The organism is Streptomyces sp. MUM 2J (assembly GCF_022414535.1).
In the GTDB taxonomy this organism is placed as follows: Bacteria; Actinomycetota; Actinomycetes; order Streptomycetales; family Streptomycetaceae; genus Streptomyces.
On sequence record NZ_JADWYM010000017.1, the window covers coordinates 54,658 to 76,066 of the forward strand.

A 21,409-nucleotide genomic window follows, 5' to 3' on the forward strand; every position below is an offset into this window, starting at 1 on the left:
CCATGACCGTCACCACCACCGAGAAGACGATCGCCGAGAAGGCGGCCTCCGTCGAATTCCGCGGCCTGCGCCGGCAGTTCGGGACGACCACGGCCCTGGACGGCCTCGACCTCGCCGTCCGGCCCGGTGAGTTCCTCGCCCTGCTAGGCCCCTCCGGCTGCGGCAAGACCACCGCTCTGCGGATGCTCGCCGGGTTCGAACACCCCGACTCCGGCGAGGTGCTGGTCGACGGCGAGGACGTCACCCGCGTCCCGGCCCATCGCCGCGACGCCGGGATGGTCTTCCAGTCGTACAGCCTCTTCCCCCATCTCGACGCGGTCGACAACGTCGCCTTCGGGCTGCGCATGCGCGGGGTCCGTAGCGCCGAACGCCGCGCCCGGGCCGCCGAACTGCTGGAGCTCGTCGGTCTCGCCGACAAGGGCCGGCGGTTCCCGCACCAGCTCTCCGGCGGTCAGCAGCAGCGCATCGCCCTCGCGCGGGCCCTCGCACTGCGCCCGCGGGTGCTGCTCCTCGACGAACCGCTGTCGGCGCTCGACGCCAAGGTGCGCCTCACGCTCCGCGAGGAGATCCGCCGCCTCCAGCAGGAACTGGGCATCACCGCCCTCTTCGTCACCCACGACCAGGAGGAGGCGCTGTCACTCGCCGACCGGGTCGCCGTGATGCACGCCGGACGGCTCGAACAGTGCGCCGCGCCCGCCGAGCTGTACGGCCGGCCGGCCACGGCGTTCGTCGCCGAGTTCGTCGGCACGATGAGCCGCGTCCCCGGGAAGCTCGCCGACGGGCTCGTCGAGGTGCTCGGCCGACGGCTGCCCGTCGACGGCCCCGTGCCCTCGGCAACCGACGTGGACGTGCTGGTGCGCCCGGAGGCCGTCGGTGTCCGCGCCGACGCGGGCTCCGGGGCCCGGGTGGCCGCAACGGCGTTCCTGGGCGCCGCCACCCGCGTCACGGTGCGGCTGGCCGACGGCACGGAGGTGAAGGCAGACCTGCCCACGCACGAGGCGGCCGCCCTCGGCGCCGGCACCGAGGTGACCGTGTCGCTGCCGGACCGCCCCGTGCTGGTGGCGGACCGCGGCGGCAGCTGACCCCGGCCGGCCCCCCGCCCCGTCCTGTACACCGTCCTCGACGGTCCCCCCCCACGTACGCATCCGAAAGAGACAACCGTGACCCGACTCCCGCTCCAGGCCGTGCTGTTCGACATGGACGGCACGCTCGTCGACACCGAGCGGCTGTGGTGGGAGGTGGTGGAGCACGTCGCCGGCCGGCCGCTGACCGAGGCCGACCGGCCGCAGGTGCTCGGCCGTCCCGTCGAGCACACCGCCGCATGGCTGGCCGAGGCCACGAGGACGCCCGCGGCGCGGCTCGCCGAGACGCTCCACCGGCAGTTCGCCGACCGCGTCCGCGCCGGTGCCGTCCCGCGTCCCGGCGCCCTGGAACTGCTCGACGCCCTCGCCCGCGAGGGTGTGCCCACCGCCCTGGTGACCGCCTCCTCCCGAGCCGTCGCCGACACCGTCCTGGCCGCGCTCGGCGCCCACCGCTTCGCCGTGTCCGTCACCGCCGACGACACCGAACGCACCAAGCCCGCGCCCGACCCCTACCTGGCCGCCTGCCGGGCCCTCGGCGTGGACCCGGCGCACTGCGTGGCCGTCGAGGACACCGCGACGGGTGTCGCCTCCGCCGAGGCGGCGGGCTGCGCGGTGCTCGCCGTGCCGTCGCTCGCCCCGATCGACCCGGTACCGGGCAGGACCGTCCTGGAAGGTCTGGACGACGTCACCCCCGAGCGCCTGCGCGGGCTGCTGCCGTACCGGCTGCGGATCATGACCTGGAACCTGTGGTACGGAGGCACGAAGGTCCGCGACCACCGGGCCAAGCAGATCAAGGCCATCAAGGAGTCCGGTGCCGACGTGGTCGGCCTCCAGGAGACGTACGGCACCGCCGCCGAGGAGCTCGCCGACGCCCTCGGCTGGCACCACCACAGCGCCGGCGAGAACCTCGGCGTCATCAGCCGCCACCCGATCACGCACCGCCTCGGCGACCCGGACGTCGGCTTCTACGGCGCGGCCGGGGTCCGCGTCCGGGTCGGGGACCGCGCGGCCGACGTCTGGACCGCCCACCTCGCCCCCGAGCCCTACGGCCCCTACGGTGCCGCCTTCCACCGGCTGCCCGCCGAGGAGCTCGCGGCGCAGGAGGAGGAGCGGCTCGCCCAGATGCGGGACACCCTGCAGCGGATCGGCCGGTCACGGGCCCCCGGGGTCCCCGTCGTCCTGGTCGGCGACCTCAACTGCCCTTCCCACCTGGACCGGCAGGACGCCGCCTGGCCGGTGACCCGGGCCGCCGAGGACGCGGGGCTGGGCGACTCCTACCGGCAGGCCCACCCGGACCCCGTCCGGGACCCGGGGCCCACCTGGTCCCCGGTGCACTCCGAGCACGAGGACGGCAGCGGGCGCCCGGAGCCGCAGGACCGGATCGACTTCGTACTGCACCGCGGGCTGACCGTGCTGGACTCGCGGACGCTCGTCACCGGGCGCCTGCGGCCCTGGCCGGACGTCGCGGACAACGACTGGCCGTCCGACCACGCGGCGGTGATCACCACGTTCTCCCTGCCCGGGTGAGCGGGGCCGGTCGTGCGCACACCGGCGCACGACCGGCTTTCGCGGTGCCGTACCTGGTGGCGGCGCTGCTGGTCACCGCACCGCGGCGGCGGTCGCGGGGCGCGCCGTGACGTCGCGGTGTCACCGGCGGTAACCATTGCGGGAGCCGACGGGCATCCCGTAGGTTGTGCCGAACCTCCGCGACCTTACTGACTGGTAACACCGGTAGGTGCCTCATGCGTTGGCCCTCAGGCCGCCTCACCACCGTCCGCGCCCGTATCGTGGCGCTCGCCCTCGCCCCGGCGGTCGCCCTGATGATCCTGTGGGCCTTCGCGATGGTCTCGGTCACCGGCGAACTGCGCTCCCTCGTCCGGCTCCAGGGCGTGTACGAGGACTTCGGCACCCCCGTGGACACCGCGATCGGGCAGATCCAGATCGAACGGCGCCTGTCGGCCGCCTACCTGGGCGAGGACCCCGGAACCGCGTCGCCCGCGGCGCTCCTGGCGCAGCAGCGGCACACCGATCGGGCGGTCGACGCCATGCGGCAGGCGATCGACGGGGGCGACCGCGGCCGCCTCACCGGCCGGCAGCGGCAGGTGCTCGACGCGATGACCGCCGCCGCCGGCCGGCTGGACGGGCTGCGCGCACGCGTCCTGGCCCGCACCGTCACCTGGGACGGCGCCGTGGACGACTACGACGACCTGGTGGAACCCGGCTTCGACGTCCAGTCGGCGCTCACCGCGCTCCAGGCCGGTCAGCTGGCCCGGGAGGCGCAGGTCGTCACCGAGCTGGTACGGGTCCGCGAGTTCGTCTCCCGTGAGGACGCGCTGGTCGCCGGGGCCCAGGCCGCCGGCGGCCTCACCGGCCGGCAGTACGACGCGCTCACCGCGACCGTCGAGGACCGCCGCGTCTTCGAGCGGACCTACGTGCCCGACCTGCCGGCGGACTCCCGCGGGCTGTTCGAGGACTTCCAGCGCGACGACCTCCACCGCAGCCTCGTCCGCAGTGAGGACGCCCTGCTCAGGGCGGGCGCCCGTGGGGCGGGCGACGCCGTCACGGCCGGGACCTGGCGCAGCACCACCGACCGGGCCGTCCAGCGGTACATGGAGCTGTGCACGCGTGCCGCGGAGAACTCCGCGGCACGCGGCCGGGCCTTCGCCTACCGGGAACTCGCCAAGGCCGTCGTCGTGGGGGTGGTGGGCCTCACCGCGGTGGGGCTGTCGCTGTGGCTCGCCGTGCGCGGTGCCCGCCGCGTCTCCCGCCGCCTGGACGCCCTCCGGGACGCGGCCGACCTGCTGGCGTCCCGTCAGCTCCCCGACGTGATGCGCAGGTTGAGCGCGGGCGAGGAGGTCGACGCGGTCGCCGAGGCGCCGCCGCTGGCCGGCACCGGTGTCGGCGCCGACGAGATCGGGCAGGTCGGCCGGTCCTTCAACGCCGCCCGGCTGGCCGCGGTCGAGGCCGCCGTACGGCAGGCCGCACTGCGGCGCGGCCTGTCGGCCGTGCTGCTCAACATCGCCCGCCGTAACCAGGCCCTGGTGCACCGGCAGCTCAAGCTCGTCGACACCCTGGAACGGCGCGCCGAGGACCCCGACATGCTGCGCGAGCTGTTCCGCATCGACCACCTCACCACCCGCATGCGGCGTCACGCGGAGAGCCTGATCATCCTCTCCGGTGACGTTCCCGGGCGGCGTTGGCGTCGCCCGGTGCCCGTCGCGGAGGTGGTCGCCGCGGCCGTCAGCGAAATCGAGGACTACGCGCGCGTCGAGGTCCCGCCGATGGACCCGGTCGGGGTCGCCGCCGACGCCGTCGCGGACGTCGTCCATCTGATCGCCGAACTCCTGGAGAACGCCACTGCCTTCTCACCGCCGCGCACCCGGGTCACCCTGCGCGGCGGGCGGGTCGGCGCCGGCTTCGTCCTGGAGATCGACGACCGCGGGCTCGGCCTCGACACCGACCAGCTCGACGAGGCCACGCGCACCCTGACACGCCCCGACGACTTCGACCCCACCCGCCACGACCGCCTCGGCCTCTACGTCGTCGCCCGCCTCGCCGCCCGCCACGCCATCGAGGTCACCCTCCGCCGTTCTCCGTACGGCGGTACGACGGCGGTGGTGCTCCTGCCCACGTCCGTGCTCGCGGAGACGGATCCGGGGGAGCCGGGCGAGCCGGGGATGCCCGGACGGCTGGGGCCGGGCGAGCCGGCGGCCCCGGGTTCCGGGGCCCGGGAGGACACCTCGTGGGCGAAGGCGGCGCCCGCCACCCCGGCGCAGGAGGCCCCGGCGCACGAGGGCCCTCCCCGGCCTTCCCCCGTGCCAGCCGACCCGCGGCCGGTACCGCTGCCGAGCGGCAGCACGGACGACCCGTCGGCCGGCCCGCACCCGCGGGATACGGTCCTGCCCCTGCGGCGCAGGACCGCCCCGGCGACCCGTGGCACAGCGCCGGACGGCGCGCGGGCCGCGACGGAACCGCGGCGCACGGACCCCGCGGACCCCGCGGACCCCGCGGACGCGGTGAGCCCCCCACGGGCCGGGAGCGGATCCGGGAGCGTGAGGGCCGCCGAGGCGGCCGGAGACGGGCGCGGCGCGCGGGCGACGGCGACCTCCGACCAGCCGGACGCGGCAGGGGCGACCGGGGCCGGGGAACGGGACCGGCGGACCGCGCCAGGGGAACGGGACCGGCGGACCGGGCCCGGGTCCACGCAGGGCGACGACGCGGCCGGGAGCCGGCGGCAGGACCCGGTCGCCGGGTTGGGGCAAGGCGCGGGTGCCGGTGTGTCCGTGCTGCCCACCCGGATCGGGCAGGCCTCGCTCGTCGCCGGGCTGCGGACCGATCCGCCGGCCGCCGACCCGGGTCCGGGTCGCGAGCGCAGTGCCGAGGACATGCGGGCGATCCTCGGGGCGTTCCAGCGCGGTCTGGGCCGGGACCGCGGCGACGCGCCCGGCGGCGCCGCGACCGGGGGGCCCGCGGACACCGAGAGAGAGACGGACAGCGATCATGCGCCCTGACCAGAGCGACCAGCAGCCCGGCACCGACCTGGGCTGGCTGCTCGACGACCTCGTTGCCCGGACCGACCACGTGCGCCACGCCCTGCTGCTCACCGCCGACGGACTGCCGCTGAGCTGGACGGGGGGCATGCGCAGGCAGGACGTCGAGCACCTGGCAGCGGTCTGCTCCGGCTTCCACTCCCTCGGCCGCTCGGCCGGCGACCGGTTCGACGCCGGCGGGGTACGCCAGACCATGGTCATGCTGGACGACGCCTACCTCTTCGTCAGCCCGGCCGGTGACGGCAGCCGGCTGGCCGTGCTCAGTGAGGCGCAGACCGACGTCGGCCAGCTGGTCCACGAGATGGCCCTGCTGGTGCGCCGTCTCGGCAGCCACCTGAACGCCGCCGCCCGCTCGGCCCCCGGGGCCTGAACCGGTCGTGAGCGACGAGCACTGGTTCGAGGACGAGACCGGGCCGATGGTCCGTCCGTACGCCGTGACCGGCGGTCGCACCCGTCCCTCGACCCGGCTCACGCTCGACCTGATGGCGTGCGTCACGGCCGTCGCCGCGGACGACGTGCCGGCCGTCGACCACGCCCGGGCGCGCGTGCTGGCGCTGCTGCGCGGCGGGTCCCGCCCCGTCGTCGAGCTTGCCGCGGACGCCGATATGCCCCTGACCGTCGTCCGTGTCCTGCTCGGCGACCTCGCCGAGGCCGGTCTGGTGCGCGTCGACCCGCCGCGCCGCGCACCGGTGGGCCCGCACGCCGATCCCGAACTGCTGAGGGAGATCGCGGCACGCCTGCGGGAGCTGTAGGGAGGGTGCGCGGAACCGCAGGTCCGGGCCGCGCAACGAATCACCGCGGGACCCGGCGGGGACGCAACGAACCGTTCACCGGTGTGCAACGGCTCCTCCTTGTCCGGCCGAGCCGGCCGACCGTACCGTCTAGGAGGTCCCCCGAACCCCTCCGTCACCGGTGAGGAACACGCATGCGCACCGCCCTGCTCCAGAGCTCCGGCCGCCCCGGCTCGACCGCCGAGAACCTCAAGGTCCTCGACGAGGCCGCGGGCCGGGCCGCCGCCGCGGGTGCCGGGCTGCTGGTCGCGCCGGAGATGTTCCTGACCGGCTACGCGATCGGTGACGACATCGCCCGCCTCGCCGAGCCCGCCGACGGCGACGCCGCCGCCGCGGTCGCCGGGATCGCCGGCCGGCACGGCCTCGCGGTCGCCTACGGCTATCCGGAGCGCGACGGCGACACGGTCCACAACTCCGCCCAGCTGATCTCCGCCGGCGGAAGCCGCCTGGCGAACTACCGCAAGACCCACCTCTTCGGCGGCTTCGAGCGCGACCACTTCACCCCGGGCGAGCAGCCGGTCGTCCAGGCCGAGCTGGGCGGCCTCACGGTCGGGATCATCATCTGCTACGACGTCGAGTTCCCGGAGAACGTCCGCGCCCACGCCCTGGCGGGCACCGACCTCCTCCTCGTGCCGACGGCGCAGATGCACCCCTTCCAGTTCGTCGCCGAGTCACTCGTCCCCGTCCGGGCGTTCGAGAACCAGATGTACATCGCGTACGTCAACCGGGTCGGTCCCGAGGGCACGTTCGAGTTCGTCGGCCTCTCCACGCTCGCGGGCCCCGACGGGACCGCCCGCACCCGGGCCGGCCGGTCCGAGGAACTCGTCCTCGCCGACGTCGACCCGGTGTTCCTGACCGCCTCCCGGGAGGCGAACCCGTACCTGCAGGACCGCCGCCCCGGCCTGTACGGCTCCCTCCTCTGAGCCGCCGACCGGTCCGATCCGTCCCCAGCCTCCCCCGTTCCACCTCGCGCAAGGAGTCCGTACCCCATGACGTCCACGGTGCCCAACGCCGTCGAGCACACCGACGAGCAGCAGCCGCCGATCACCATGTTCGGCCCGGACTTCCCCTACGCCTACGACGACTTCCTCGCCCACCCCGCGGGCCTGGGCCAGATCCCCGCGACCGGGCACGGCACCGAGGTCGCCGTCATCGGTGGCGGCCTGTCCGGCATCGTCGCCGCCTACGAGCTGATGAAGATGGGCCTCAGGCCCGTCGTCTACGAGGCCGACCAGATCGGCGGCCGGCTGCGCACCGTCGGCTTCGAGGGCTGTGACGACTCCCTGACCGCCGAGATGGGCGCGATGCGCTTCCCGCCGTCCTCCACCGCCCTCCAGCACTACATCGACCTGGTGGGCCTGGAGACCAGGCCGTTCCCGAACCCGCTCGCCGAGGCCACCCCGTCGACCGTCGTCGACCTCAAGGGCGAGTCGCACTACGCCGAGACCATCGACGACCTGCCGCAGGTCTACCGGGACGTGGCCGAGGCCTGGAACCGGTGCCTGGAGGAGGGCGCCGACTTCTCCGACATGAACCGCGCCATGCGCGAGCGGGACGTACCGCGCATCCGGGAGATCTGGGCGCAGCTGGTCGAGAAGCTCGACAACCAGACCTTCTACGGGTTCCTCTGCGACTCCGAGGCGTTCAAGTCCTTCCGGCACCGCGAGATCTTCGGCCAGGTCGGCTTCGGCACCGGCGGCTGGGACACCGACTTCCCCAACTCCATCCTGGAGATCCTCCGCGTCGTCTACACCGAGGCCGACGACCACCACCGCGGTATCGTCGGCGGCTCCCAGCAGCTGCCGCTGCGCCTGTGGGAGCGGGAGCCGGAGAAGATCGTCCACTGGGCGTACGGCACCTCGCTCGCCGGGCTCCACGAGGGCGGCAAGCCGCTGCCCGCCGTGACGCGGCTGAACCGCACCGCCGGCAACCGCATCACCGTGACGGACGCGCGCGGCGACATCCGTACCTATCCGGCGGCGATCTTCACCGCCCAGTCCTGGATGCTGCTGTCGAAGATCGAGTGTGACGACTCGCTGTTCCCCATCGACCACTGGACCGCCATCGAGCGCACCCACTACATGGAGTCCTCGAAGCTGTTCGTCCCCGTCGACCGGCCGTTCTGGCTGGACGAGGCCGTGGACGACCAGGGCAACCCGACCGGCAGGGACGTCATGTCGATGACCCTGACGGACCGCATGACCCGCGGCACGTACCTCCTCGACGACGGCCCGGACCGGCCCGCCGTCATCTGCCTCTCCTACACGTGGTGCGACGACAGCCTCAAGTGGCTGCCGCTGTCCGCGAACGAGCGGATGGAGGTCATGCTCAAGTCGCTGGCGGAGATCTATCCGAACGTCGACATCCGCAAGCACATCATCGGCAACCCGGTGACGGTCTCGTGGGAGAACGAGCCCTACTTCATGGGCGCGTTCAAGGCCAACCTGCCCGGCCACTACCGTTACCAGCGGCGCCTGTTCACCCACTTCATGCAGGACCGGCTGCCCGCGGACAAGCGGGGCGTCTTCCTCGCCGGCGACGACATCTCGTGGACGGCCGGCTGGGCCGAGGGCGCCGTGCAGACCGCGCTGAACGCGGTGTGGGGCGTCATGCACCACCTGGGCGGAGCGACCGACGCGACCAACCCCGGCCCCGGTGACGTGTACGACGAGATCGCGCCGGTGGAACTGCCGGAGGACTGAGCGCCGCTCACAGACCGGCGGTCCGCGCCTTCTCGTACACCTCCGCCGCGGCGTCCCTGAGTTCACGGGCGTCGCGGAGGGTGGTCTGGAGGTCGACGAGAACCTCGTCCACGCCGTGCTCGGCGTAGGCCGCGAGGTCCTCGACGATCTGGTCGGCGCTGCCCTGGAAGGGCTGCCGGTCACCGCCGTCGTAGGCCTTCGCCGCGTACAGGGTGTTCACCCGCAGCACCCGCTCGATCGGCCGGCTGCGACCGCGCTCGGCGGCGAGGTCCTGCAGCCGGCGCCACCCGGCGGCGTACTCGCGGGCCCCCATGGCGACCGGGATCCAGCCGTCGGCGTGGTCCACCACCCGCGTCAGCGCCTTCGTGCTGCCGGCGGTCAGCAGCACGGGGATCGGGCGCACCGGCTTGGGCCCGACCACGGCCGGCGCGATGGTGCTGACCCGGCCGTCGTAGGAGACCGGGTCCGGGCCCCAGACCGCCCGGCACACGCCGAGCACCTCGTCCAGCGCCGCGCCGCGCTCCTCGTACGGCAGGAAGGAGGCGGCCGCGAACTCGTCCGTCGACCACCCTGTGCCCAGGCCCGCGACCACGCGTCCCGCGCTTGCGGCGTCCAGCGAGGCCAGGGCCTTGGCGAGCTGGAACGGCCCGTGCAGCGGGGCGACCAGGATGCCGGTGCCCAAGCGGACCCGCTCGGTGACCGCCGCGGCCAGGGTGAGGGTGACCAGCGGATGGGCCATGCCTCGGTACCAGTCCGGCCACGGAAGGCCGGGGACGCCGTACAGGCCCTGGTCCGGGGAGGTCGGAACCAGGGCCCGCTCGTACACCCACACGCTGTCGTAGCCGATCTGTTCGGCGGTGCGCGCCACGTCGGTGACGTCCTGGGCGAGGTCGTACTGCCGCAGCTGGGGAAGACCGAGTCCGAGACGGATGGCCATGAGGGATTGCTCCTTCGCGATCGGTATGCCCCATCGGCCAACGTACAACGTGTCCCGCGGGGCGCCAGTCGGGCCCGGATCAGTCCGGCAGCGGGGTGAGCAGCATGCGTCCCGCGAAACCCACCGCGGCGTCCAGCCGTTCCGTGAACTCCGCGGCGACGTCCTCCAGTTCGCGCAGTGCCCACAGGGCCCGTGCCCCGGCCCAGGCGGCGTCCCGGGCCCGCTCCAGGCTCCAGGAGGCCAGCAGATGGGTGAGCGGGTCGGCGATCTGCAGCAGGTCGGGTCCCGGCATCAGATCGTCGCGGACGCGTTCCTCCAGCGACAGGAGGAGATCGCCCACCCGGTCGAACTCGTCTTCCAGGTCCGCGGGAGCGCAGCCGAGGACTCGGCAGGCGTCCACGACGGCGAGCGCCAGGTCGTGGCCGATGTGCGCGTTGATCCCGGCGAGTGCGAACTGCAGCGGCCGTACGCCGGGATGGCGGCGGAACTGCAGCAGGGGGCGCCAGCAGGCCGGCGGGCGGTGATCCCGTCCGGCCGTGTCCACCGCCGTCAGGTACCGTTCGGCGAATCGCACGTCCAGTGCGATCGCGGCCCGCGCGTCGGGGAAGTCACCCGCGTCGATGCGCCGGTCCACCTCCTGCGTCACGGCGAGGTAGACACGGTTGAAGACGGCGACCCCGTCCCGTGCCGGAAGGGCGGCGTCCAGGGCGCGCATCCGCGCGATCACCGCGTCGACGGGAGTGGTGAACTGTTCCAACTGCGCCATGCCGGAAGGGTCCCAGCCCTAGGCTTGCCGGCGTGGCGGGCGGCCCGGCGCTTCCCCGGAACGGGGGAACGCGCCTGTCGCACGGGAGAGTGACGCACCGGGACGTGGGGGCGGAGGCCGGCGCCGGGATCCGGCGGGAACGAACGGGAACGCGCCAGGGAGAGCCTGGAACGGTCCGGGGATGAGGAGGGGATGCGACCGTGTCAGGTTCACGTGGCGTGCGGCCGACCGCCCGGCGGGCGCAGCGCAGGAAGGCGGGCCGGCGCCATGCCATGGTCGCGGCGGCGTCCGTCGTGGTGGCGGTGGGCACGGTGACCGGGATGATGTCCGCGCTCGACGAGCGGCGCGGTGCGGTCGAGGCCCGTCCCCGGGTCAGCGACTCGCCGCGCCCCGACACACCGCCCGTGACACCGCCGCCCGCCCCGGCCCCGGCCCCGGCCTCGGCGAGCGCGACGGCCCCGGCGCCGTCCGCGCCGAAGGAGGGCCCGGGGACCCCGTCCGCGACCCGGGGGACGAGCGGACCGCGCCGCGCCGCCCCGACCGGCCGGCTCTACCTCCATCCCGACTCGCAGGCCCTCGAATGGGTCCGCGCCCACCGGGACGACCCGAGGGCGCCGCTGGTCGGGTCACGGATCGCCGACCGGCCGGCGGCGGTGTGGTTCGCCGACCACGACCGGGCGACCATCGCCTCCCGGGTGCGCGCGGTCACCGCGCGCGCCGCCGCCCAGGGCCGCGTTCCTGTCCTCGTCGCGTACGCCGTCCCTGGCCGCGACTGCGGCGGTGCCTCCGAGGGCGGCGCGCCCGACACCGCCGCCTACGACGCGTGGATCGACGGCTTCGCCGCGGGGCTCGGCTCCGGCGAGGTCATGGTGATCCTGGAGCCCGACTCGATCGCCCAGGCCGACTGCCTGTCCGCCACGGAACGCGCCGAGCGCTTCGCCTCGCTCGCGCGGGCCGGGCGCGTGCTGAAGGCCGCCGACCGGCGGGCGCGCGTCTACTTCGACGCCGGCCACTCGGCCTGGAACCCGGCCGCCCAGCAGGCGGCGCTGCTGCGCCAGGCCGGCGCGGCCTCGGCCGCGTCCTCCGACGGCATCTTCAGCAACGTCTCCAACTTCCACCGCACGGCCGACGAGATCGCCTACGACCGCGACGTCCTCGACGCCCTCGGCGGCCCCGCCGGGCTCGGCGCGGTGATCGACACCAGCCGCAACGGCAACGGCGCCCCGCCGGACGGCGCGTGGTGCGACCCGGCGGGCCGCGGCCTCGGACGCACTCCGACGCTGGACACCGGCGAGGCGCGCATCGACGCCTACCTGTGGGTGAAGCTGCCGGGGGAGTCGGACGGCTGCCGGGGTGAGCCGGGCACGTTCAGCGCGTCGTACGCCTACGACCTGGCGCGCTGAGCCGGCCTGCGGCTCCGGCCGCGGGGGCGCCCGGTGCCGTCCTCGCGCCGGGTCCGCGGCGCCGCCGCGCCGGCGGGGGACGTGCCCTCGTCCGGCAGCGGCTGCCGCGTCGCGAGACGGGTGGCTCCATCGGGCTCACCTACGGCTGCCGCCCCTGCCCGGCCGACGGCGCCACCACCTACGCGCGTGGCACCGGGTACTGGTCCGGCTCGACCCGGTCACGCTGCGCCCGGCGCCGTGGAGCGAGGAGTTCAGGACCGTGGGTCGGGAACTGCTGCGTCCGACGGACGCCTGATCTTCGGCCGGTCCCGGTCACCCGCCCCCAGCACACCCGCGAACGCGGCGACCCCGCCGGCCAGCACCGTCACCAGGCCGAAGGAGACCACCAGGCTCGTGGCCTGGGCCAGCCCGCCGATGGCGCCCGGTGCGATCAGGCCCGAGGTGTAGGTGATGGTGGCGACGCCGGCGATGGCCTGACTGGGCTGGGGGCCGCTGCGGCCCGCCGCGGCGAAACACAGCGGTACGACGACCGCGATCCCGAGACCCACCAGCGCGAAGCCGGTCATCGCCACCGCCGGATGGCGCGAGACGACGATGAGCAGACCGCCGAGCACGGCGAGGACACCGCCCGCGCGCACCGTGCGCACCGAGCCGTAGCGGTCCACCACCCGGTCGCCCGCGATCCGCGCCACGGCCATGGTGAGCGTGAAGGACGTGGTGCACGCCGCCGCGAGCCCCGCCGAGGTCGCCAGGCGGTCGCGCAGGTACACCGCCGACCAGTCCAGGCTCGCGCCCTCGGCGAACACCGCGCAGAACCCGACCGCGCCGATCAGCAGCGCGGACCTCGGCGGCAGCGCGAACCGCGGCGGCGGGTCCTCGTCCTCGGCCGGCTGCAGGTCCAGCACCCAGGTGCAGGCCCCCACGCCGACGGCGGTCAGGACCACGGCCGCCAGCGCGTGGTGCAGCCGGGCGTCGGATCCCAGGTGGGCGGCGAGTGTCCCCGCGGCCGAACCGATCAGGGCACCCGCGCTCCACATGCCGTGGAGTCCGGACATGATCGAGCGGCCGAGGCGGTTCTCGACCTCGACACCGAGCGCGTTCATCGCCACGTCCGCCATGCCCGCGGTGGCCCCGAAGGCGAACAGCGCCACGCACAGGGCGAGCAGATCGGGGGAGAGGGCCGGCAGGGCCAGCGACAGCGTCCACAGGGCGATCAGGCCGCGCAGCGCGTTCCTGGCCCCGAACGTGTGGCTGATCCGTCCCGCCAGCGGCATCGACAGGGACGCGCCGAGTGCCGGGCACGCCAGGGCCAGCCCCAGTTGACCGGCACTCACCCCGGCGTGGTCCTGGATCCACGGCACCCGCGTCGCGAACGACCCGGTCACGGCGCCGTGCACGGCGAACACGGCGGCCACGGCGTACCGGGCCCGCCGCACATCGCGCAGGTCGTAGGGCACTGCCTCCATGATTCCCCCTCCCCGGACCGTGCCGTCCGGGTTTCCGTGCCGCCCCGCGCGTCCGGCGCTTCGGCCCGGACACAGCCCGGGTCCGGCCCGCGCGGTTCCTGTACCGGCTTCCGTGCCGACGCGCGTAAATTATCAGGATCCCTTCCTGATGGATAGCGATATCATCCGCCCATGCCCGCATCACCGAGCACGGCCCGCGTCATCAACGACCGGCTGGCCCTGCGCCTCCTGCAACAGCACGGCCCGCTGACAGCGGGGCAGCTGAAGCAGCGGACCGGCCTGTCCCGGCCGACGGTCGCCGACCTCGTCGAGCGGCTGACGGATGCCGGGCTCGTCGCGGTGGTGGGGGAGGCGGGCGAGCAGCGCCGCGGACCCAACGCCAGGCTGTACGGCATCGTCGCCGACCGGGCGCACCTCGCGGCCCTGGACGTGCGCACCGAGGGTGTCGCCGTCGTCGTCTGCGACCTGGTCGGCCGGGTGCTCGCGGAGGCGTCCGCGCCGATCGGCGGCGAGACGGGGACGGGCCCCGCCGTGGAGCAGTCGGTCGCCCTGGTGGAGCGGGTGGCCAAGGAGGCCGGCGCGGAGGTGCTGCACACCGTCGGTATCGGCGCACCCGGCCTCATCGACCCCGCCACCGGAGAGCTCCGCGACTCCACCGGGCTGCCCGAGTGGCACCGCCGGCTGGTGGCCACCCTCCAGGAGCGGCTGCCCGCGGCCCGCATCCGGGTGGAGAACGAGACCAACCTCGCCGCCCTGGCCGAGCAGCGCGACGGCGTGGCCCGCGACCGCGAGACCTTCGTCCTGCTCTGGCTCGGCCGGGGCACCGGCGCGGCCGTGGTCCTCGACGGCCGGCTGCGCCGCGGCGCGTCGGGCGGCACCGGTGAGATCGGCTTCCTCCCCGTGCCGGGCACGGCCACCCTGCCGTCGGCCACGGACTGCGGCGGCGGCTTCCACTCCCTGGGCGGGGCGCGGGCCGTCGCGGACCTCGCCGCCGCATACGGGCTCACCGTCCGTGCCACCGGAGGAGAACCGCACGCCGCGGCCCTCGTGCGCCGGGCGGCGGACGACGGGGCAGCGGACGGCCCGCACCACCGAGCCGCGCCGGCCCGCGAGCCGGACCCGGACGGGACGGCGGACCGCCGTGAGGCTTCGGCGGGCCGGGGCCGCGGCGGGGAAGGGCCAGCGGGGCACGGCGGGCACGAGGCGGGCGCCGCCGGCTTCCTCGACGCCCTCGCCGACCGGGTCGCCCTCGCCGCCGCCTCGGTGGTGGCCGTCCTCGACCCCGGCTGCGTGGTACTCGGTGGCGAGGTGGGACAGGCGGGCGGGACCGTGCTCGCGGAACGCGTCGAGCGGCGGCTGCGCCGTCTGTCCCCGCTGCCCACCGAGGTCCGGCCGTCCGCCCTGGGCGGCACGGCCGTGCTGCGCGGCGCCCTGCTGACCGCACGGGACCGCGCCCAGGACGACCTGTTCACCACCGGCGACCGCTGAGGCGACCGCCGAGGGGGCCGGCCCGGGCAGCGGGGACGACGGGCCGCGCATGCGCTTGTGCGGGTGCGGGCCTCGTGCCTCACCCCGCCACGGGCGTGCCGCGGCGTGGTGGAGGGGCCCGGCGGCGGGCAAGGGCCGTCGTCACCGCCGCCGGGCCGGTCCGTGGACGTGTTCAGCAGGCCCCGAGGTCCTGCCACACGCCCCATGCACCGGTGGTACCGGGTTCCTCACCCTTCGTCCACCACTCGGCCTTCCAGGTGTGCCCCTGGTGCGACACCACGCCGCCGCCCGTGTACACCGTGGTCGACGACCACGCCGCGGCGGTGCAGTTCCCCGTCCCGCCCGTCGGCGTCGGGGTCGCCGTGGGCGTCGGGCTCGGGCTCGCCGTCGTGCTGGGCGAGGGGCTCGGTGCCGGCGTGGCCGTCACCGGGTCCACCACGGTCGTCCCGCGCGCCAGGTCACCGGCCAGCGCGTAGCTCTTCCCACCGAACGCCACCGTCCAGTTCGACGGTGTCGAAACCGGTAGGTAGTACACGAAGTCCACGGTCACCGACGCACCGGGCGCCAGCGTCTGCCAGCTCGGCAGCTTCAGTGACACGCGGTGGTAGTCGCCCTTCAGACCACCGACGTTGTCCCCGGTGTGGTCGCTGCGGACGACCGTGGTACCCCACCCCGACTGGTCCTTGGCGTTACCGGGCGCCGAGGTGCCGTAGTCGAACTGGAACTCCGTGCCGCCCGGCAGGGTCACCGACGTGTTGTTGGTGATCGTCAGCTTGGGGCTGATGGGGTAGTTGGAGTCGCCGAGCGGGAACCGGCCGAAGTCCACGTCGATGTCCAGCGCCTCGCTCGGCAGGTCGATCGTCGAGCGCTTCGCGCCGTAGGGGGAGGCCGACTTGAACTTCTCGTACATCGCGGAGGTCAGGGTCGAGCCCGGCTCGTACTGTCCCTTGGCCGCGTTCCAGGCGTAATCACCGGCCAGCTCCCACACCATCGTGCCGCCGATGCCCCGCGAGACGACGTAGTCGGCCTTGGCGTTCACCGACTGCTCGTCCTCGGTGGACAGGAAGACCTTCTTCTGGGCGTTCCACAGCCAGGGTGCGACCAGCGCGGCGTCGTACTCGCGGGCGTAGGTGCCGGTCAGCGTGGTGTCCGCGGGGAAGCCGTACCGGGTGACGTAGTCGCCGACGATGCCCTTCTCCAGGTTCTTGGCGTGCCACATCGGGTTCGAACCGGCGGGCGCCTCGCGGCCGTCGGCGTCCAGGTCGTGCCACAGGTTGTCGATGCCGGTGGCGCCGTCACCGCACTTGGTCAGTCCCGAGCCGGCCGGGCAGGCGGTGGTGGCCGCCTTGCCCCACAGGCCGTCGGTGCCGCCGGTGACGTTCTTGAATCCGCGCGTGTAGTACGGCAGGCCGATGTTGATCCGGCCCGCCGGCATCGACCCGCGGAAGTAGTGGTAGGCCCAGTCCGCGTTGAGGTAGCCGATGCCGCCGTACTGGGACGTGGAGTACACGCCCGCCGCGGCGAGTTCGGCGTCCCTGCCGTCGTCGAAGAGGGAGGCGTTCGGGCCGACGTACTCGTTCCAGGCGCCGTGCAGGTCGTAGGACATGATGTTGACGTAGTCCAGGTACTTCTGGACCTGGAAGGTCTCCATGCCGCGCAGCAGGTATCCCGAGGAGGGGGCCGCCACCGACAGCAGGTAGTGCCTGCCGTCCGCCGCGCCCGCGCGGTCGAGCCGTTCGCGCAGCGTCTTCATCAGCGCCGCGTAGCCCTTGACCAGACCGGCCCGGCGGGCGTTGGACAGGGACCGGTCGAGCGGGTTGCCCGCGTCCTTCATGGACGTCGGGTACTCGTAGTCGATGTCCACGCCGTTGAAGCCGTAGTGGCGGACGAAGTCGACCGCGGAGTCGGCGAAGGTGTCGATGCCGGCCTGGTTGACGGAGCCGTCGGCGTTCGTCGCCATGGAGTAGAAGCCGCCGGAACCGACCCGGTTGCCGCTGTCGTCGAAGTAGCCGCCGGTCTCCGCCCAGCCGCCGACGGAGATCAGCGTCTTGACGTTCGGGTGCTGCTTCCTGAACTTGTTCAGCAGGTTGAAGTGGCCCTGGTAGCGGTAGTCCGGGTCCATCTCCGCCCCGGCCACGCCCGGCCAGGTCATCCCGGTGGCCGCGTTCGTGGGGCCGTCGGCGCCGACGGAGATCTTGTTGCCCGCGTCGACGTGCGCGAAGGCGTAGTTGATGTGGGTGACCTTGTCCCACGGGATGTCCGAGGCCAGATAGGCGGGAGCGCCGTCCTTGCCGGTACGCCATCCGGTGAAGTAGCCGATCACCCTGCGCTGGTGGTCGGCTCCCATCCTCTCCCGGCCGGACGCGTCGTAGACCGAGCAGTAGGGCACATCGACACCCGGTGTCTCGTACAACCCGTCCGGGCGGCAGGACTCCTGGTCGGCCGCGTGCGACACGGTCGCCGGGAGGCCGGTGAGCAGCAGACCGGCGACGGCCGCGGCGGCTGTGAACAGGGCGGGTCTGAGGCGATGACGTGAGGGGGACAGCACAGTCGGTTCCTCTCCACGGAAGTTCCGCAGACCCTAGAGAGGACTAGACCAGTGAGTCAATAGGTCTGTACCAATCTCAACCAGGGTTCCCCGGCCGCCTGTTGCCCGGAGCGGTCACGTGCGGGGGTCCTGCCGGCACGGGCTGTGAGCCACCCCACACTCATCCCTCGTATGGACGCGGACCGGGCGTGGCACACTGGCCCTGTAGCTAAAGCAGCGCACTCCGGGGTCGGTGAAAGTCCGAACCGGCGGTTACAGTCCGCGACCCGGTCGCTTCCAGCGGCCGGTTGACCAGGTGAAATTCCTGGACCGACGGTTAAAGTCCGGATGGGAGGCAGTGCGCGGCGGGCGGGCATGCGTGTGTGCCGCCGAAACGGCTCGTCCCTCTCGGGACGGGTCCGTCCGGCGTCGCCTCCCGTGTCCTCGCCCGTACTTCCTGTCGTCGACGACAGGCCCCGGAGTCCGTGCCCGACAGAGGCAGGAGGACCCGGGAAGTGTTCACCGGAATCGTCGAAGAGCTGGGCGAGGTCACGGCCGTCGAGACCCTCGACGACGCCTGTCGCTTCCGCCTGCGCGGCCCCGTCGTCACCGACGGGGCGAAGCACGGCGACTCCATCGCCGTCAACGGCGTCTGCCTCACCGTCGTCGAGCACGACGGCGACGAGTTCACCGCCGACGTCATGGCGGAGACCCTCAAGCGGTCCAGTCTCGGCGCCCTCGGCGTGGGCTCCCGCGTCAACCTCGAACGCCCCATGGCCGTCGGCGCCCGCCTCGGCGGGCACATCGTCCAGGGCCACGTCGACGGCACCGGCGAGATCCTCGACCGCAAGCCCTCCGAGCACTGGGAGATGGTCACGATCTCCCTCCCCGACGAGCTCACCCGCTACGTCGTCGAGAAGGGCTCCATCACGGTCGACGGCATCAGCCTCACCGTCGTCGACGCCGGTCCCGACCACTTCACCGTCAGCCTCATCCCCACCACCCTCGCGCTGACCACGCTCGGCCTGAAGCAGCCCGGCGACCCGGTCAACCTGGAGGTCGACGTCGTCGCGAAGTACGTCGAGCGCCTGCTCGGCGACCGCGCGCAGCCCCCGCGGCGCGGCGAGGAGGCGGCCCGGTGACCTGGCTCAACTCCGAAGCCTTCGTCCTGTTCGGCCAGCACATCATCTGGTCCGACATGGCCGGCAACATCCTCGGCCTGATCGCGCTCGCCCTCGGCTGGCGCCGAGCCCTGTGGACCTGGCCCGTGCAGTTCCTCTCCGGCCTGGTGCTGTTCATCGCCTTCTACGGCCACCTCGCCGGCAGCGCCGGCAAGCAGGTCGTCGTCATGGCCGTCGCACTGTACGGCTGGTGGCAGTGGCGCCGCGGCAGGAGCGGAGCCGACGACGGCCGGATCGCCGTCCGCTTCGCCTCCCGGGGCGAGCGCGCCGCGATGCTCGCCGCCGCGGCCGGCGGCACCGTCGCCGTGGCCCTGCTCTTCACCGCCTACCCGTCCCTGTCCTGGGACCCCTGGCCGGACGCCTACATCTTCGTCGGCACCGTCGTCGCCATGTACGCCCAGGCCCGCGGCATGGTCGAGTTCTGGTTCGCCTGGCTGCTCGTCGACCTCGTCGGCGTGCCCCTGAACTTCGCCAACGGCTACGCCTTCTCCGGCTTCGTCTACGTCATCTACGGCGCGCTCGTCCTGTGGGGCATGCGCGACTGGTGGCTGCGCTCCCGCCGGACCCCGCAGCCCGTCCTGGAAGGAGCGCCGGCATGACCGCCCGCCCGTCATCCGCCACCCTGAACGAGGCACCCGCCACCGTCCCCGCGGCCCCGCCGATCCTCTACGGTGCCGAGGCCGTCGAGGACCTCACCCTCGACCCCGTCGCGCAGGCCGTGGCCGACATCGCCGCCGGCCGCCCGGTCGTGGTCGTCGACGACGAGGACCGCGAGAACGAAGGCGACCTCGTCATCGCCGCAGAGAAGGCGACCGAGGAGATCGTCGCCTTCATGATGAGCGAGTGCCGCGGCCTGATCTGCGCCCCCATGGAGGGTCCGGAGCTGGACCGGCTGCGACTGCCGCAGATGGTCGAGGACAACACCGAGTCCATGCAGACCGCCTTCACCGTGTCCGTCGACGCCGGCGCCGCCCACGGCGTCACCACCGGTATCTCCGCCTCCGACCGCGCCACCACCCTCCAGCTGCTGGCGAGCGGCACCGCCGAGCCGGCCGACCTCGTCCGTCCCGGCCACGTCTTCCCGCTGCGGGCCCGGCCCGGCGGGGTCCTCGCCCGCAACGGCCACACCGAGGCCGCCGTCGACCTCGCCCGCCTCGCGGGCCTGCGCCCCGCCGGCGCCATCGTCGAGATCGCCGGGGAGGACGGCCGGATGCTGCGTCTTCCCGAGCTGGTCCCGTTCGCCCGCAAGCACGGCCTGACGATCATCTCCATCGAGGACCTGATCGCCTACCGACGCTCCCCCGAGCTCCCGGCGTCGCGCGAGCAGGTGGTCCCCCTGCGCGAGCCCGGCGTCCGCCGCGAGGCCGAGGTCACCCTGCCCACCGCCCACGGAACGTTCAGGGCCCACGGCTACCGCGCCACGGCCGACGGCGTCGAGCACGTCGCCCTCGTCCACGGCGAGATCGGCGACGGCGAGGACGTCCTCGTCCGCGTCCACTCCGAATGCCTCACCGGCGACGTCTTCGGATCCCAGCGCTGCGACTGCGGCCCCCAGCTCGACACCGCCCTGGACCGCATCCAGGCCGAGGGCCGCGGCGTCGTCGTCTACCTGCGCGGCCACGAGGGACGCGGCATCGGGCTGCTGTCCAAGCTGCGCGCCTACGAACTCCAGGAGCGGGGCCGCGACACCCTGGACGCCAACCTGGAACTCGGCCTGCCCGCGGACGCCCGCGACTACGGCGCCGGCGCGCAGATCCTGGCCGACCTCGGCGTCCGCAGCGTCCGCCTGATGACCAACAACCCCGACAAGAGCGACGCGCTGCTGCGTCACGGGCTCAAGGTCACCGGACGCGAGCCGATGCCCGTCACGGCGGGCGAGCACAACCTCCACTACCTGCGCACCAAGCGGGACCGGATGGGGCACGACCTGCCGTGGCTCGACGCGGCCCCCGCGGTCGCCGGCACCTGCGGCAACCAGTAACACACCAGCGAGGAGACACACGAACGTGAGCGGCAAGGGCGCACCGGAACTGTCCGTACGCAATGCGGGTGACCTGCGGGTCGCCGTCATCGCGGCGCAGTGGCACGAGAAGGTGATGGACGGTCTGGTGGACGGCGCCCTGCGCGCCCTGCACGAGGTGGGTATCGACGAGCCGACCCTGCTGCGGGTCCCCGGCAGCTGGGAACTGCCGGTGGCCGCCAAGGCCATGGCCGACCGTGGCTACGACGCCGTCGTCACCCTCGGCGTCGTCATCCGCGGCGGAACCCCGCACTTCGACTACGTGTGCCAGGGCGTCACCCAGGGACTCACCCAGGTGTCCGTCCAGACCGGGGTCCCCGTCGGCTTCGGCGTGCTGACGTGCGACACCGAGGAGCAGGCACTGGACCGGGCCGGCCTGGACGGCTCCAGCGAGGACAAGGGGCACGAGGCCGTGACGGCGGCGGTCGCCACGGCGGCCACCCTGCGCTCGGTATCCGAACCCTGGCGCTGAGGAGCGGCCCGCACCGCGTAGGGT

Annotated in this window: 17 protein-coding genes, 1 pseudogene and 1 riboswitch; of the genes and pseudogenes, 14 read left to right on the forward strand and 4 right to left on the reverse strand. The window is 73.8% G+C overall.

Annotated features, from left to right (window positions below):
• Window positions 1-2 precede the first annotated feature (2 nt).
• The 7 genes from I3F54_RS16340 to I3F54_RS16370 all read left to right on the forward strand — a co-directional run bounded on the left by I3F54_RS16340 (window position 3) and on the right by I3F54_RS16370 (window position 9,125).
• A complete protein-coding gene (locus I3F54_RS16340) occupies window positions 3-1,082 on the forward strand; it encodes an ABC transporter ATP-binding protein (protein ID WP_240119514.1) in 1,080 nt (359 codons plus the stop codon).
• 78 nt (window positions 1,083-1,160) lie between these two features.
• On the forward strand, window positions 1,161-2,609 hold the full coding sequence (locus I3F54_RS16345; protein WP_240119515.1) for an HAD-IA family hydrolase: 1,449 nt from the start codon (window positions 1,161-1,163) through the stop codon (window positions 2,607-2,609).
• A gap of 215 nt (window positions 2,610-2,824) precedes the next feature.
• On the forward strand, window positions 2,825-5,593 hold the full coding sequence (locus I3F54_RS16350) for a nitrate- and nitrite sensing domain-containing protein (RefSeq protein WP_240119516.1): 2,769 nt from the start codon (window positions 2,825-2,827) through the stop codon (window positions 5,591-5,593).
• Entirely contained in the window at window positions 5,583-6,002 is a 420-nt protein-coding gene (locus tag I3F54_RS16355; RefSeq protein WP_240119517.1) for a roadblock/LC7 domain-containing protein, read from the forward strand. Before I3F54_RS16350 ends, I3F54_RS16355 begins: the two co-directional genes overlap by 11 nt.
• Before the next feature lie 7 nt (window positions 6,003-6,009).
• Window positions 6,010-6,384: a DUF742 domain-containing protein gene (locus tag I3F54_RS16360; protein ID WP_240119518.1), complete on the forward strand. Its 375-nt coding sequence runs from the start codon at window positions 6,010-6,012 to the stop codon at window positions 6,382-6,384.
• 173 nt (window positions 6,385-6,557) lie between these two features.
• Window positions 6,558-7,346 carry a carbon-nitrogen hydrolase family protein gene (locus I3F54_RS16365; protein ID WP_240119519.1) on the forward strand — a complete coding sequence of 263 codons (789 nt, stop codon included), beginning with the start codon at window positions 6,558-6,560 and terminating at the stop codon, window positions 7,344-7,346.
• 66 nt (window positions 7,347-7,412) lie between these two features.
• Entirely contained in the window at window positions 7,413-9,125 is a 1,713-nt protein-coding gene (locus tag I3F54_RS16370) for an NAD(P)/FAD-dependent oxidoreductase (protein WP_240119520.1), read from the forward strand.
• Between the two features lie 7 nt (window positions 9,126-9,132).
• Here I3F54_RS16370 and I3F54_RS16375 read toward each other — a convergent pair whose 3' ends face one another.
• Together I3F54_RS16375 and I3F54_RS16380 are read right to left on the reverse strand one after the other, a co-directional pair.
• Window positions 9,133-10,062, reverse strand: coding sequence for a TIGR03619 family F420-dependent LLM class oxidoreductase (locus tag I3F54_RS16375; protein ID WP_240119521.1), 930 nt, complete (start codon window positions 10,060-10,062; stop codon window positions 9,133-9,135).
• A 79-nt stretch (window positions 10,063-10,141) separates the two neighbouring features.
• Window positions 10,142-10,828, reverse strand: a complete 687-nt coding sequence (locus I3F54_RS16380) for a DUF5995 family protein (protein ID WP_240119522.1) — start codon at window positions 10,826-10,828, stop codon at window positions 10,142-10,144.
• A gap of 272 nt (window positions 10,829-11,100) precedes the next feature.
• On the opposite strand from I3F54_RS16380, the gene I3F54_RS16385 reads away from it, so the two are divergent.
• Both I3F54_RS16385 and I3F54_RS16390 read left to right on the forward strand, forming a co-directional pair.
• Window positions 11,101-12,231 (forward strand): glycoside hydrolase family 6 protein, encoded by a 1,131-nt coding sequence (locus tag I3F54_RS16385; protein WP_240119565.1) that lies wholly within the window; start codon window positions 11,101-11,103, stop codon window positions 12,229-12,231.
• A gap of 122 nt (window positions 12,232-12,353) precedes the next feature.
• A pseudogene (locus tag I3F54_RS16390) lies at window positions 12,354-12,526 on the forward strand (acyl-CoA thioesterase); the annotation flags it as partial.
• Here the strand turns inward: I3F54_RS16390 and I3F54_RS16395 are convergent.
• Window positions 12,483-13,697: an MFS transporter gene (locus I3F54_RS16395; protein ID WP_240119523.1), complete on the reverse strand. Its 1,215-nt coding sequence runs from the start codon at window positions 13,695-13,697 to the stop codon at window positions 12,483-12,485. The pseudogene I3F54_RS16390 and the gene I3F54_RS16395 overlap by 44 nt on opposite strands.
• Window positions 13,698-13,868: 171 nt before the next feature.
• Here I3F54_RS16395 and I3F54_RS16400 point away from each other — a divergent pair, with 171 nt between their 5' ends.
• Window positions 13,869-15,185 carry an ROK family transcriptional regulator gene (locus tag I3F54_RS16400; RefSeq protein WP_240119524.1) on the forward strand — a complete coding sequence of 439 codons (1,317 nt, stop codon included), beginning with the start codon at window positions 13,869-13,871 and terminating at the stop codon, window positions 15,183-15,185.
• Between the two features lie 172 nt (window positions 15,186-15,357).
• Here the strand turns inward: I3F54_RS16400 and I3F54_RS16405 are convergent, their stop codons facing one another.
• A complete protein-coding gene (locus I3F54_RS16405; RefSeq protein ID WP_240119525.1) occupies window positions 15,358-17,733 on the reverse strand; it encodes a chitinase C-terminal domain-containing protein in 2,376 nt (791 codons plus the stop codon).
• Between the two features lie 214 nt (window positions 17,734-17,947).
• Window positions 17,948-18,078: riboswitch (FMN riboswitch) on the forward strand.
• Window positions 18,079-18,227: 149 nt separating this feature from the next.
• On the opposite strand from I3F54_RS16405, the gene I3F54_RS16410 reads away from it, so the two are divergent.
• From I3F54_RS16410 to ribH, 4 genes are read left to right on the forward strand one after another with little or no spacing between them, the layout of a single operon-like run.
• Window positions 18,228-18,854 carry a riboflavin synthase gene (locus I3F54_RS16410; protein WP_240119526.1) on the forward strand — a complete coding sequence of 209 codons (627 nt, stop codon included), beginning with the start codon at window positions 18,228-18,230 and terminating at the stop codon, window positions 18,852-18,854.
• Entirely contained in the window at window positions 18,851-19,492 is a 642-nt protein-coding gene (locus I3F54_RS16415; protein ID WP_240119527.1) for a nicotinamide mononucleotide transporter family protein, read from the forward strand. The genes I3F54_RS16410 and I3F54_RS16415 overlap by 4 nt, the downstream gene beginning before the upstream one ends.
• Complete coding sequence (locus tag I3F54_RS16420; RefSeq protein WP_240119528.1) at window positions 19,489-20,874, forward strand: bifunctional 3,4-dihydroxy-2-butanone-4-phosphate synthase/GTP cyclohydrolase II; 1,386 nt, start codon at window positions 19,489-19,491, stop codon at window positions 20,872-20,874. The genes I3F54_RS16415 and I3F54_RS16420 overlap by 4 nt, the downstream gene beginning before the upstream one ends.
• A 25-nt stretch (window positions 20,875-20,899) precedes the next feature.
• Window positions 20,900-21,385: a 6,7-dimethyl-8-ribityllumazine synthase gene (gene ribH / locus I3F54_RS16425; RefSeq protein WP_240119529.1), complete on the forward strand. Its 486-nt coding sequence runs from the start codon at window positions 20,900-20,902 to the stop codon at window positions 21,383-21,385.
• Window positions 21,386-21,409: the final 24 nt, after the last annotated feature.